The following is a 12,455-nucleotide window of genomic DNA, read 5'->3' as shown; positions in this document are numbered from 1 at the left end:
TGCCAGAGGCAAGTCGGTGGCGGATGCCAGGCTCCATTGTACATTTCGCGCCGTGCCGTGCGGCGACCGGTCTTCCGCCGGACACACTTTCTGCCCTATTAAGCCTGACTAGTCGTTGACGTTGAGGTCCCGGCGGAGCTTTGCCACATGCCCGGTGGCCCGGACGTTGTACTGGGCGAGAATGACCTTTCCGTCGGGATCGATGACGACCGTGGACCGGATGAGTCCTTGGTACGTCTTCCCGTAGTTCTTTTTCTCGCCCCAGGCCGCGTAGGCCTCGGCAACGCTGTGGCCCGGGTCAGACAGCAAAGGGAAGCTCAGTCCTTCCGCGGCTGCGAACGTGGCGAGCTTGGCCACGGGGTCCGGGGAAATACCCACCACCTCATAGCCGGCCTGCTGCAGGGAAGCCAGGGAATCCCGGAAATCGCACGCCTGCTTTGTGCATCCGGGGGTGGCGGCGGCCGGGTAGAAGTAGACGACGGTGCTGCGGCCGCGGAAGTCTGCAAGCGAGACGTCCACCCCTGCCGAATTCGTCAAAGTGAAGTTTGGTGCCGGGTCACCGGGGACGAGTCGTTCAGGCATGTTGTGCTCCTTCTCAGGGTGGTCGCCGGGTGGCGAAATTCCAGCCTAGTGAGCGTTGGTGCGGGCACCGAATCCTGCGATCGCTATACTCTTGGGTATGCCTGATATGGATCGCTGGCCCACGGGCCGCCTATTGTCCACGGCAGCACGCCTTGTCGAACACTCCTGGAACGAGAAACTGGGGGCCATTGGCTTGACCCACGCCGGGGTCATCGCCATGGAAGTGCTCGCTGTCAACGGACCCATGACGCAGGCCCAACTTGCCCAATTGGTGCGTGTCCAGGCGCAGACCATGGGAAAGACACTTAGCCGGCTGGAAGCTCACGGGCACATCTCGCGGGAGCGCAGTGCCTCAGACCGCCGCAGCCACGTCGTGTCGTTGACGGACCGAGGGCGCCAGGCCGTTTTCGAGGCCGCGGACATGGAACGTTCAGTGCTCGCTTCCGCCTCCATCGACCCCGACGTGTTGCGCCAGGAGCTCCGGGCCGTCGTCACCGAACTGGCGACCAAGATTTCCTCGACCGACGCGAAGGCAATCGTCACCGCAGCGGACCCGAGCCTGCCGGTCGAAGCCAACTAGCGAACCGGGGCCCCGGCGGCACTCTCCGCGGCCGCACCGCCATGCCGCCGACCGGGTAGTCCAGACTGGAAACGAGTACACACTACTGGTTTCCAACGGGCAGCTTTAGGGGAGCATGGGCCCATGAGAAGCTACGTCCTCGAAGCCAGGTCCTTGGAACATCGCTGCCAATGCTGCGGTGACTTTGCCGCAGCGGTGTTTTGCGAGGACTGCGATCCGCACGTGCCCCTTGGGGCTACGTCCGCCCGCCAACCCTCCGGCGCGCCGGTCACAAAGAGCGAACCCGCCCGCTAACCAGGGCCCGTGTTTTACGAGCCCGTGTTTTACGGGACCGTGTTTTTGCGGGACCCTGCCTCCACGGCGCCGTGTCCCTCGGCGGCGCTGGTGCCCGCCGCCGTAGGCTCAAGGGATGGATGCACACCCGATGGCGGAGCTGGACGGGCAGACCTCGATCAACGAGCTGCTTGACGAGCCCGTGGGCGCGTCGCCGGTCCAGTTGACGCTGCCAATCCACTTTCAAATGCCCGCAATCCGGCGGGAAAGTTCCGGTGCCTTCAGTTAAGGGAGCCTGCTCGGTCCGCTGGGCCGCTGCGGCACGCGCATAGACTGCGTGTTATGGACGAGAGCTACGTCGCCACGTCGACGATCACGATCGGTGCCACGCCGGAGCGGGTCTGGTCCGTGATCACAGATCCCGCGGCGATCAAAGAATTTATGTTCGGCACGGATGTTGTGACCGGCTGGACGGTGGGCGGACCGATCCGCTGGCGCGGAACCTGGCAGGGCAAAGACTACGAAGACAGGGGCGAGATTCTCGAACTGAAGCCCGGCCGCAGTTTGGTCACAACGCATTTCAGCCCGCTGACCGGCCAAGCCGACGTTCCGGCGAACTACCACACACTCACGTGGACGCTGGAGGGAGCCGCTGGCTCAACCCGGCTCACGCTCACCCAGGACAACAACGACAGTCCTGAAGCAGCAGCCCATTCCCAAGGCATGTGGGATAGCCTCGTGCGGGCCGTGAAGGCGATCGCCGAACGCGGCTAAGGCGACACCACACGATCCCGGAACGCCGCCAAGAGCGGTCAAATCCACAAATGCGGGCGGCAGGCTGGTAGCGGTCCGCCGGGCAGCCTGCTTTAGACCCCGTCCGGGAAGGTGAACGCCGCCGGCATAGGTGACGGCGCCACACCGTAGTGGAGGACGATTTCGTCGTGGGCTTTCAGGACGACGGCTTGGACGGGGGCTTCCTGCTTGGTGCCGTTTACGGTGACTGACCAGTCGGCGATAGCCGAATGGGCGGACCCCGGGGTCTGGTCGGTGCCGTCCAAGACGCCCCATTCGGCAAGCAGCTGGCTGAGCCGGTAGGTTTCGCCGGCGACCGGTGCCTCAATGTGGATGATGCCGGACTCGTCATGGGTGTGCAGGGACGAGATGCCGTCCGGTTTGCCTTCAGCGCTGAAGCTGAAACCGATGTCCGCGGGGATCGTAACGGGCTTGCCGTCCACATAAATATCCAGGTGGGCGTGGAAATGCTCGGCCGCACCTTCGGCGTTCAGCACTTCCAAGCCCGATGCGTTGATCCGATCGGCGCTGCCCTTTCTCTCCAGCTCCCAGCCGGTGGCTGCTGCCGCGGCGGCGGGGGACCCCGGTGTGGCTGCCTCGCCGGTAGTGGATACCGCAGTTCCGGGCGGGGGAGCCGCGGTTGAACAGCCGGAGACGGCAAAGGCGATGCCGGCCAGGGTCACTGCGAGCGGGCGGAAGTTCTGCACTGGACTGCTTTCGGTCGGGACCAGGGACGGACGCCCCGTGATCGTCCCGGCCCGGGCGGGTCGGACGAACATCGCGGCGGTCTGTGCGGGCCGGAAACGGCGTCGTTGGGACAACGGTTAGGGCCAGGTTCCCAGTATTGCCGGGTTTTGCCCCTGAGCTGATCCCCGGGGGCCAAGTCGGGCAAAAGAAAACCCCGCCCTAACGGCTTTTGGCCAGTTAGAACGGGGTTTTCTCGGTGGTGCACCCCCCGGGACTCGAACCCGGAACCCATTGATTAAGAGTCAATTGCTCTGCCAGTTGAGCTAGAGGTGCAGCTGTTGTTGGTGTTCATTGCGGGGTTTTTGTTCCCGCGTTGTTCTCCGCAACGACATGAAACTCTACACGACTTTGGGCAGGGTGTGAAATCGGCTGGTGTGGTGCGTCCCGGGGCTAAACTGGCAGCGCCAAAACCAGCACAAAGTCGGGGTTTTTATTGTTGCTGAGCACCCAGAGGCGGCCGTCCGGAGCCAGGGCGACGTCCCTGATCCTCCCGTACATCCCCGTGAAATAGCTCACAGGGTCGCCGGCGAACTCACCGTTCAGCGGCACCGCCCACACCCGTTGCCCCCGCAACGCGCCCAGATAAGCCGTCTCGCCGACGATTTCGAGCCCGCTGGGAGACGAATCCGCCGTCGAGGGCCACACCACCTTCGCGTCCAGGAAGCCGGCACGGTGCGGGGAGCCGGTGACCTCCGGCCAGCCGTAGTTGCCGCCGGGCACAATCAGGTTAAGTTCGTCGTCGACATCCGGGCCGAATTCGCTCGCCCATAGCCGGCCGGAGCTGTCCCAGTCGAGTCCCTGGACGTTGCGGTGGCCGAGGCTGTACACCGGGTTGCCGTCGAAGGGATTACCCGGGGCCGGTCGTCCGTCGGGCGTGATGCGCAGAATCTTGCCTCCGAGGGCCTTCGGGTCCTGCGGCTGGCCGCGGCGCTGCGAATCGCCGGTGCCGACGTACAGCTGGCCGTCCGGTCCGAACCGGATCCGGCCACCGTTGTGTGTGCTGGCCTTGGGAATTCCGGTGAAAATGACTTCCGGGACACCCAGCCGCAGGGCTCCGGTGTTGCCCTCAATTCGCAGCCTGGCGATCCGGTTGTCACTTTCGGCGGTGAAGTAGGCGTAGAGGTACCGGTCCCTCGCGAAGTCCGGTGACACAGCCAGGCCCAGCAGCCCGCCTTCGCCGCCGGGTACGACGTCGGGCACTTTACCCAGCGTGCCGGCCGGCCCGTTTCCGGCCCCGGGCGCGATGGTCCGCAGCAGGGCAGTGTCCCGTTCGGAAATGACGGCGGTTCCGTCCGGCAGGAAGACCGTGGACCACGGCAGCCGGAGCTCGGCGTTGAGCTGTCCGGCAACCGTCGGCTGGTCCGTTGTGGGCAGGGGCCCTGCCGGGCCGCTGCCGGCCGGCAGGCTGGAGCTGGACAGGGGAACCGTGCCCGCGGGAGCGGTAGGACCACTGTGGCCGGGCGTGCAGCCGCTCAGCAGGACCGCGACGCCCGCAGCCAAGGCCGCCCGATGCCATCCATGCCGTGGGCGGGCGGCCGGCGGAGCGGGGTGAGCGTACAGGAGTGCGTCCCGCCACACGCCGATCGCCGTCATCTGTGCCCCTGGGCCGGTTCCCTGCTTCTCACGTGCCCGGAGCTCGCTAGTGCCGAGTCCGTCGCGGAGCTCGGAAACCGGCCGCTTCGGCGTGCGCCGGGGACAGGAACCAGACCTCGGCGACGGTCTCCTCGAAGGACGGGCTGGTCTCGTCGTGATAGACCATCGACGAGGCGTTGCCCTTAACCGTGAAGCCCTCCGGGCCGCTGCCGTCCGGAGCCGGCGCTGCCGATCCCTCGCCATAGGGCTGATCGACAGCGAGATGGCCGGCTGGTTCGGCGCCATGGCCGGCAGCGGTTTCCGAGGCGGCCGAAGATGCTGCCGACTGGCGGGTGTCGGCCGCAGAAATGCCGGTGTCGGCCGCGGCAGTTAGGGTGCTGGCCTCGGCAGCAGGGGAACCGGCCGTTGACTGCGCAGGCGGCACTGCCGCTGGCGCCGGCACGGTGTGTGCCTCGGCTGCCTCGACGCTTGCCTCAGTTGCCTCCGCCGGTTCCGCCGATTCAGTTGCTTCCGCCGCGGCCGACTCGGCGCCGGGGAGGGTAGGCGCGTGGGGTTGGGTGTATTCAGGGTGGTGCACGGGCAGGCTCTCGGCGACAGCCGAAGCCTGCGCGGCCAGGTGCTCGGACCTGGCACCTCCGGCTGCGTCCGGGTGCACCATGCTGTGCGGCTCGGCCGGCGGTGTCTCTGACCATTGGGTTTCCCAATCCGCGCCCTGCTCGGCCGGGACTGTTTCGGCGGCAGCTGCGGGCAGGTCCGGCAGCGCCGGCTTGGGGGAAGCCGGAGCGGGCTCCGCTGCTTTCGACCCGGCGGCTGCGTCGCCCTCGTTGGAGGCTGCAGCCGGCGCTGCGGTGGCGGGCGTTGCGGTGGCGGAGGCTGCAGCCGGCGTTGCGGTGGCGCCGGACTTGCCGCGCGAGCTGTTGCGGCCAAGCAGCCACCAGACGATCGCGACAATAACTACAATGACAACAAGCCAGATAATCCAATCCATAGCAGAGCCTTTCTGTCCATAAGGCAAGGTTGCCGTTGCTTGACGGTACGTCGGCCCTGAGGCGGCTGTCCACCCGCCAAGCCGCCGGCCTGTAGCCTCTTTTCATGGATTTCAAGAGACTGCGTATTCTCCGTGAGCTCGCCGACCGCGGCACTGTCGGAGCCACGGCCGAGGCGATGAAGGTGACACCCTCTGCCGTCTCGCAGCAGCTCAAGACCCTGCAGGAGGAGCTGGGCGTGGTCCTGGTCGAGAAGTCGGGCCGGGGAGTGCGCCTCACGGAGGCCGGCCTCGCGATGGCGGGGGCAGCTGCAGAGGTATCAACGGCCCTCGCCCGGGCCGAAGCCACCATCGACACCTACCGGCGCGGCTGGCAAACGCACGTCAAGGCAGCATTCTTTCCAAGCGCCGCCGAGATGTTCCTCCCGGGTCTCCTGCACCGGGTAAAAGCCATCGACGGGCTCCGCTTCCAAGCCCATTTCGAGGATCCCAACGTGGCCGGGTTTGCGGGGCTGACAGCCGACTATGACATTGTGCTGGCGCACAGCGTCGATGGTCCGGATGTTTTTGCCCGGCTGGGCCTGACAGTGGTGCCGCTGCTGGAGGAACCCCTCGACGTTGCCATCCCCGAGGGCCATGCGCTCGCAGGCAAGGCGACGCTGCGGGCGGAAGACGTTATCGGCTTCCCCTGGATGGGAGTGCCGGAGGGGTTCCCTTTTGATACTGTCCTCCGCCAGATCGAAGTGCAGGCCGATTCCCCCGCCGACCGCGCCCAGCTCTTCCCCGACCTGCGGGTCCTTGAGGCCCTGGTCAGCGCCGGGCACGGGCTGAGCCTGCTGCCGCGTTACACGGCGCTGAAGAACCAGGGCAGGGGCTTCGTTCTGCGTCCGCTGGAGGGGGTCAAAGCCAGCCGCAGCATCGTTGCCCTCGCGCGTCCCGACGTTGCTGTCCGGACCACCATCCGGCAGGTGCTCACCATGCTCCAGGCCGAGGCGCAGTCAGTCGCCGCGGCCCCGGAGCTGCGTGACGCCGCTCACCTCAACTGATGCGCCATGTCCCGAGTATCCGCATAATGAGACAGCGGTCCATTATTTGGTCGCAATATTCCTGTTTTTAGGCTTAATGCGCTCTTTCGGGTCGTTGGGCGCGGCGGCTGAGCCCTAGACTTTGACCCATGAGTGAGGACACCCAAACAGCAACAGCCACCAAGCCGGATATCAAACCCCGCAGCCGGGTCGTCACCGACGGGATTCACGCCGCCCCTGCGCGCGGTATGTTCCGGGCGGTCGGGATGGGCGACGACGACTTCGCCAAGCCCCAGATCGGCGTCGCGAGCTCCTGGAACGAAATCACTCCCTGCAACCTGTCGCTGAACAGGCTCGCCTCAGCCGTTAAGGAGGGTGTCCACGCCGGTGGCGGATTCCCGATGCAGTTCGGCACCATCTCCGTCTCGGACGGCATCTCGATGGGGCACGAGGGGATGCACTTCTCGCTGGTGTCCCGCGAAGTCATCGCCGACTCCGTGGAAACCGTGATGCAGGCCGAGCGCATCGACGGCTCAGTCCTGCTTGCAGGCTGCGACAAGTCACTGCCCGGCATGCTGATGGCTGCCGCCCGCCTGGACCTCGCCGCCGTCTTCCTCTACGCAGGCTCCATCATGCCCGGCTGGGTCAAGCTGGAGGACGGCTCCGAAAAGGAAGTCACCCTGATCGACGCGTTCGAAGCCGTCGGCGCCTGCGCCGCCGGCAAGATGAGCATGGAAGACCTGACCCGCATCGAAAAGGCCATCTGCCCGGGCGAAGGTGCCTGCGGCGGGATGTACACCGCCAACACCATGGCCTGCATCGGCGAAGCGCTGGGCATGTCCCTGCCCGGCTCGGCAGCACCGCCCTCGGCCGACCGCCGCCGCGACGCCTTTGCACGCAAGTCCGGCGAGGCCGTCGTCGAGCTCCTCCGGTTGGGCATCACCGCGCGGGACATCTTGACCAAAAAGGCTTTCGAGAACGCCATCGCCGTCACCATGGCCTTCGGTGGATCCACCAACGCCGTGCTGCACCTGCTCGCGATCGCCCGCGAGGCCGAAGTGGAGCTCTCGCTGGAGGACTTCAACCGCATCGGCGACAGGATCCCGCACCTGGGTGACCTGAAGCCGTTCGGCCGCTACGTGATGACCGACGTCGACAAGATCGGTGGTGTGCCGGTCATCATGCGCGCGCTGCTCGATGCCGGCCTGCTCCATGGGGACTGCCTTACCGTCACGGGCAAGACCGTCGCGGAGAACCTTGCCGAGATCAACCCGCCGGACCTGGATGGGAAGATCCTCCGGGCCATGGACAACCCCATCCACAAAACCGGCGGCATTACGATCCTGCACGGCACGATGGCTCCCGAAGGCGCCGTCGTGAAAAGCGCGGGCTTCGATGCCGACGTCTTCGAGGGCACCGCCCGCGTTTTCGAGCGCGAGCAGGGGGCCCTGGACGCGCTCGACAAGGGCCAGATCCAGGCCGGGGACGTTGTTGTTATCCGCTACGAGGGCCCCAAGGGAGGACCGGGAATGCGCGAAATGCTCGCGATCACCGGTGCCATCAAGGGCGCGGGCCTTGGCAAGGACGTATTGCTGCTGACCGACGGACGCTTCTCCGGCGGAACAACGGGACTCTGCATTGGCCACGTCGCCCCGGAGGCCGCCGACGGCGGCCCCATCGCCTTCGTCAATGACGGCGACCGGATCCGCGTTGACATTGCGGCCCGCAGCTTCGACCTGCTGGTGGACGAAGCCGAGCTCGAAGCCCGCAAGGTGGGCTGGGAGCCCCTCCCGGCCAAGTTCACCAAGGGCGTGCTGGCCAAGTACGCCAAGCTCGTGCACAGCGCCTCCACGGGTGCGTACTGCGGGTAGCAAGCACGTTGAACACCTGAACCCAACTAGCTCGCAGTTGAGGTCGTTTTGGACGCTCAAAACGGTACTTAGCTGCGAGTCAGTTGGGAGGGTGTTCAGCAGGTGGACAACGATGTCCACATGGTGAGACAGTGCCCGGACTCGTTGACACGTGTCTCACTCAGGGGGAAAACTGAATGCATGATCGCATTCGTTACCGCTGGCGCCGCTGCAGGTGTCGTCGTCCTTACCAAGCGCGTGGCTCCATAGCCTTCACTGGTAACGAACCGTCACGCGCGAACCCCTCGAAGAGCCATCCGGCTGAGGGGTTTTTTTATTTCCGCACCACCAGATCACCGAAGATCCAACCGAAGATCCACTAAGGAAGAGTCCGATGAGCAAAGGATCGCCGATCAGCCCCTCGCTGATGGCCGCTAAGTCCGCTGGAGCCACCAAGGCTCCGGAACGCGTCGAACGCCCGGCCGACGCCGGCGTCGACACTGCTGCTGTCTCTCCTGTCCTTGGACCGAACAACGTCGTACCCCCGACGGTGATGACCGGTTCACAAGCAATTGTCCGCTCGCTCGAAGAACTCGGCGTGGACGATATTTTTGGTTTGCCCGGTGGCGCGATCCTGCCCACCTATGACCCCTTGATGGCTTCAAGAATGAACCACATTCTGGTCCGTCACGAACAGGGAGCCGGCCACGCCGCGCAAGGCTACGCCATGGTTACCGGACGGGTTGGCGTTTGCATCGCCACCTCGGGTCCGGGTGCCACCAACCTCGTTACCGCCATCATGGACGCCCACATGGACTCCGTGCCGATGGTGGCCATCACCGGCCAGGTTTCCAGCGGGGTCATCGGCACCGACGCCTTCCAGGAAGCTGACATCGTTGGCATCACCATGCCGATCACCAAGCACTCCTTCCTGGTGACCGACCCCAACGACATCCCGCACGTGATGGCCGAAGCCTTCCACCTGGCTTCGACCGGCCGCCCCGGTCCCGTGCTGGTCGATGTTGCCAAGGACGCCCAGCAGGGGCAGATGACCTTCTCCTGGCCGCCCAAGATCGACCTGCCTGGCTACCACCCGGTGCTCCGGGGCCACAGCAAACAGGTCCGCGAAGCCGCCCGGCTGATCGCGGCGGCCAGCAAGCCCGTGCTCTATGTAGGCGGCGGTGTGGTCAAGGCGCACGCCTCGGCGGAACTGCTGGAGCTCGCCGAACTCTCCGGTGCCCCCGTGGTTACCACCCTGATGGCACGCGGCGTTTTCCCGGACTCGCACCCGCAGCATGTCGGTATGCCGGGTATGCACGGAACGGTCTCCGCCGTGACCGCCCTGCAGCAGTCGGACCTGCTCATCACGCTGGGGGCACGCTTCGACGACCGGGTCACCGGTGTGTTGAAGTCGTTCGCGCCAAACGCCAAGGTCATCCACGCGGACATCGATCCGGCCGAAATCTCCAAGAACCGCACGGCCGACGTGCCGATCGTGGGGTCGGTCAAGGAGATCATCCCCGAACTCAGCGATGCCCTGCGCGCCGTGTTCGCCGCCTCCGGAGCCCCGGACTACACCAACTGGTGGGCCTTCCTGAACAACCTCAAGGAAACCTACCCGCTGGGCTGGACCGAACCCGACGACGGCCTCAGCGCACCCCAGCGCGTGATCGAACGGATCGGAGCCCTGACCGGGCCCGAAGGCGTCTACGTGGCCGGCGTCGGCCAGCACCAGATGTGGGCCTCGCAGTTCATCAAATACGAGCGTCCGCACGCCTGGCTGAACTCCGGCGGTGCCGGCACCATGGGCTACGCCGTACCGGCCGCCATGGGTGCAAAAGTGGGCAACCCGGACCGTGTGGTGTGGGCCATCGACGGGGACGGCTGCTTCCAGATGACGAACCAGGAACTGGCCACCTGCGCGATCAACAACATCCCGATCAAGGTGGCCATCATCAACAACTCCTCGCTGGGCATGGTGCGGCAGTGGCAGACCCTGTTCTACGAGGGGCGCTACTCGAACACCGACCTTAATACCGGCCACGGCACCATCCGGATCCCGGACTTTGTCAAGCTGGCGGATGCCTACGGCTGTGCGTCCTTCCGCTGTGACCGCGACGAGGACATCGACGCCACCATCCAGAAGGCCCTTGCGATCAACGACCGCCCGGTGGTCATTGACTTCGTGGTGAGCCCCAACTCCATGGTCTGGCCGATGGTCCCTGCCGGAGTCAGCAATGACCAGATCCAGGTTGCCCGCAACATGACCCCGGAATGGGAAGAGGAGGACTGAACATGACCCGCCACACACTGTCCGTTCTGGTCGAAGACAAGCCGGGTGTGCTAACCCGCGTCGCCAGCCTCTTCGCCCGACGGGCCTTCAACATCAACTCCCTGGCTGTCGGGCCGACGGAAGTCCGGGGAATGTCCCGGATGACCGTCGTCGTCGACGCCGACGGCGAGCTGATCGAACAGATCACCAAACAGCTCAACAAGCTGGTCAACGTGATCAAGATCGTTGAGCTCACCGCCGAATCCTCCGTACAGCGCGACCACATCCTGGTCAAGGTACGGGCGGATGCCGCAAACCGGCTGCAGGTCACCCAGGCTGCCGACCTGTTCCGCGCATCAGTGGTCGACGTCTCTACGGAGTCGGTAGTCATTGAGGCTACGGGCCACCCCGAAAAGCTCGCCGCACTGCTTTCGGTGCTTGAGCCATTTGGCATCCGGGAAATCGTGCAGTCCGGCACCCTCGCCGTGGGGCGGGGATCCCGCTCCATGAGCGACAGGGCACTGCGCAGCGCGTAAGGCCCCGCGCAAAACACACCCCGCGGCCCGCCCCGGGCCGCGGACAGGCTATGCCGCAGCACCACCAGATTTCAAGATGTTCCACCGACAAGCACCACCCTAGATTCCACTCAAAAGGAGACACCCCAGTGACTGAAATGTTCTACGACGACGACGCCGACCTGTCGATCATCCAGGGCCGCACCGTCGCCGTGATCGGTTACGGCTCCCAGGGCCACGCCCACGCCCTCAGCCTGCGCGATTCCGGTGTTGACGTCCGCGTCGGCCTCAAGGAAGGCTCGGCGTCCCGCGCCAAGGCCGAGGCCGAGGGCCTGCGTGTACTGAACGTCGCCGAGGCCGTTGCCGAAGCCGACCTCATTATGGTCCTCACCCCGGACCAGGTCCAGCGCCACGTCTACGCCGAGGACATCGCTCCGAACCTGCAGCCCGGAGACGCACTGTTCTTCGGCCACGGCTTCAACATCCGCTACGGCTACATCAAGCCCCCGGCCGACGTCGACGTCGCCCTGGTTGCCCCCAAGGGCCCGGGCCACATCGTCCGCCGCGAGTTCGAAGCCGGCCGCGGCGTGCCGGACCTGATCGCCGTCGAGCAGAACCCGTCCGGCAAAGCCAAGGAACTGGCACTCTCCTACGCGAAGGCCATTGGCGGCACCCGTGCCGGCGTCATCGAGACGACCTTCACCGAAGAGACCGAAACGGACCTCTTCGGCGAGCAGGCCGTTCTCTGCGGCGGGGCCTCGCAGCTGGTCCAGTACGGCTTCGAGGTTCTCACCGAGGCAGGTTACAAGCCGGAGGTCGCCTACTTCGAGGTGCTGCACGAGCTCAAGCTGATCGTGGACCTGATGGTTGAAGGCGGCATCGCCAAGCAGCGCTGGAGCGTCTCCGACACCGCTGAGTACGGTGACTACGTTTCCGGCCCGCGGGTGATCACCCCGGATGTGAAGGAAAACATGAAGGCTGTCCTGGCGGACATCCAGGACGGCACCTTCGCCAAGCGTTTCATCGACGACCAGGACGCCGGAGCCCCGGAGTTCAAGGCGTTGCGCAAGAAGGGCGAGGACCACCCGATCGAGGCCACCGGCCGGGAACTGCGCAAACTGTTCTCCTGGATCAAGAACGAGGACGACTACACCGAAGGCTCAGTGGCCCGCTAGGCACTGACCGGCAGGGGAGCCGGACACCATTTCTGGGGTCCGGCTTCCTTGCTGTACAGATTCACC

At 65.5% G+C, this 12,455-nt stretch carries 12 protein-coding genes and 1 tRNA gene; 8 read left to right on the top strand and 5 right to left on the bottom strand.

Going from position 1 to position 12,455, the window contains the following annotated elements; genetic code table 11:
• Positions 1-108 precede the first annotated feature (108 nt).
• Positions 109-582, bottom strand: a complete 474-nt coding sequence (gene bcp / locus QI450_RS10310) for a thioredoxin-dependent thiol peroxidase (RefSeq protein ID WP_226776227.1) — start codon at positions 580-582, stop codon at positions 109-111.
• 106 nt (positions 583-688) lie between these two features.
• Between bcp and QI450_RS10305 the strand changes: the two genes are divergently transcribed.
• From QI450_RS10305 to QI450_RS10295, 3 genes are all read left to right on the top strand, one after another.
• Entirely contained in the window at positions 689-1,162 is a 474-nt protein-coding gene (locus QI450_RS10305; RefSeq protein WP_226776244.1) for a MarR family transcriptional regulator, read from the top strand.
• A gap of 409 nt (positions 1,163-1,571) precedes the next feature.
• Positions 1,572-1,724 carry a hypothetical protein gene (locus QI450_RS10300; protein WP_226776226.1) on the top strand — a complete coding sequence of 51 codons (153 nt, stop codon included), beginning with the start codon at positions 1,572-1,574 and terminating at the stop codon, positions 1,722-1,724.
• Positions 1,725-1,777: 53 nt separating this feature from the next.
• Positions 1,778-2,209, top strand: a complete 432-nt coding sequence (locus QI450_RS10295) for an SRPBCC domain-containing protein (protein WP_226776225.1) — start codon at positions 1,778-1,780, stop codon at positions 2,207-2,209.
• Between the two features lie 92 nt (positions 2,210-2,301).
• On the opposite strand, the gene QI450_RS10290 is transcribed toward QI450_RS10295, so the two are convergent.
• The 4 genes from QI450_RS10290 to QI450_RS10275 all read right to left on the bottom strand — a co-directional run bounded on the left by QI450_RS10290 (position 2,302) and on the right by QI450_RS10275 (position 5,555).
• A complete protein-coding gene (locus QI450_RS10290; protein WP_226776224.1) occupies positions 2,302-3,006 on the bottom strand; it encodes a hypothetical protein in 705 nt (234 codons plus the stop codon).
• 165 nt (positions 3,007-3,171) lie between these two features.
• A tRNA-Lys gene (locus tag QI450_RS10285) sits at positions 3,172-3,247 on the bottom strand.
• Between the two features lie 117 nt (positions 3,248-3,364).
• Positions 3,365-4,567 (bottom strand): PQQ-dependent sugar dehydrogenase, encoded by a 1,203-nt coding sequence (locus QI450_RS10280; RefSeq protein ID WP_282360384.1) that lies wholly within the window; start codon positions 4,565-4,567, stop codon positions 3,365-3,367.
• Positions 4,568-4,613: 46 nt separating this feature from the next.
• Positions 4,614-5,555: a hypothetical protein gene (locus QI450_RS10275; RefSeq protein ID WP_282468002.1), complete on the bottom strand. Its 942-nt coding sequence runs from the start codon at positions 5,553-5,555 to the stop codon at positions 4,614-4,616.
• Positions 5,556-5,659: 104 nt separating this feature from the next.
• Here QI450_RS10275 and QI450_RS10270 point away from each other — a divergent pair, with 104 nt between their 5' ends.
• The 5 genes from QI450_RS10270 to ilvC all read left to right on the top strand — a co-directional run bounded on the left by QI450_RS10270 (position 5,660) and on the right by ilvC (position 12,389).
• A complete protein-coding gene (locus tag QI450_RS10270) occupies positions 5,660-6,598 on the top strand; it encodes a LysR family transcriptional regulator (RefSeq protein ID WP_226776223.1) in 939 nt (312 codons plus the stop codon).
• 128 nt (positions 6,599-6,726) lie between these two features.
• On the top strand, positions 6,727-8,448 hold the full coding sequence (ilvD, locus tag QI450_RS10265; protein WP_226776222.1) for a dihydroxy-acid dehydratase: 1,722 nt from the start codon (positions 6,727-6,729) through the stop codon (positions 8,446-8,448).
• A 373-nt stretch (positions 8,449-8,821) separates the two neighbouring features.
• Positions 8,822-10,720 carry an acetolactate synthase large subunit gene (locus QI450_RS10260; RefSeq protein ID WP_226776221.1) on the top strand — a complete coding sequence of 633 codons (1,899 nt, stop codon included), beginning with the start codon at positions 8,822-8,824 and terminating at the stop codon, positions 10,718-10,720.
• Between the two features lie 2 nt (positions 10,721-10,722).
• Entirely contained in the window at positions 10,723-11,235 is a 513-nt protein-coding gene (gene ilvN / locus QI450_RS10255; RefSeq protein WP_226776220.1) for an acetolactate synthase small subunit, read from the top strand.
• 128 nt (positions 11,236-11,363) lie between these two features.
• Positions 11,364-12,389 carry a ketol-acid reductoisomerase gene (gene ilvC, locus QI450_RS10250; RefSeq protein WP_226776219.1) on the top strand — a complete coding sequence of 342 codons (1,026 nt, stop codon included), beginning with the start codon at positions 11,364-11,366 and terminating at the stop codon, positions 12,387-12,389.
• The last annotated feature ends 66 nt before the right edge of the window (positions 12,390-12,455 follow it).

Source organism: Arthrobacter sp. EM1 (assembly GCF_029964055.1).
Lineage (GTDB): Bacteria > Actinomycetota > Actinomycetes > Actinomycetales > Micrococcaceae > Arthrobacter.
This window is presented reverse-complemented; position numbering and strand designations above follow the sequence as displayed.

Excerpts from the sequence above, each read along its gene's own strand:
- bcp (WP_226776227.1), bottom strand. The coding sequence starts at position 582 with ATGCCTGAACGACTCGTCCCCGGTGACCCGGCACCAAACTTCACTTTG.
- QI450_RS10305 (WP_226776244.1), top strand. The coding sequence starts at position 689 with ATGGATCGCTGGCCCACGGGCCGCCTATTGTCCACGGCAGCACGCCTT.
- QI450_RS10300 (WP_226776226.1), top strand. The coding sequence starts at position 1,572 with ATGGATGCACACCCGATGGCGGAGCTGGACGGGCAGACCTCGATCAAC.
- QI450_RS10295 (WP_226776225.1), top strand. The coding sequence starts at position 1,778 with ATGGACGAGAGCTACGTCGCCACGTCGACGATCACGATCGGTGCCACG.
- QI450_RS10290 (WP_226776224.1), bottom strand. The coding sequence starts at position 3,006 with ATGTTCGTCCGACCCGCCCGGGCCGGGACGATCACGGGGCGTCCGTCC.
- QI450_RS10280 (WP_282360384.1), bottom strand. The coding sequence starts at position 4,567 with ATGACGGCGATCGGCGTGTGGCGGGACGCACTCCTGTACGCTCACCCC.
- QI450_RS10275 (WP_282468002.1), bottom strand. The coding sequence starts at position 5,555 with ATGGATTGGATTATCTGGCTTGTTGTCATTGTAGTTATTGTCGCGATC.
- QI450_RS10270 (WP_226776223.1), top strand. The coding sequence starts at position 5,660 with ATGGATTTCAAGAGACTGCGTATTCTCCGTGAGCTCGCCGACCGCGGC.
- ilvD (WP_226776222.1), top strand. The coding sequence starts at position 6,727 with ATGAGTGAGGACACCCAAACAGCAACAGCCACCAAGCCGGATATCAAA.
- QI450_RS10260 (WP_226776221.1), top strand. The coding sequence starts at position 8,822 with ATGAGCAAAGGATCGCCGATCAGCCCCTCGCTGATGGCCGCTAAGTCC.
- ilvN (WP_226776220.1), top strand. The coding sequence starts at position 10,723 with ATGACCCGCCACACACTGTCCGTTCTGGTCGAAGACAAGCCGGGTGTG.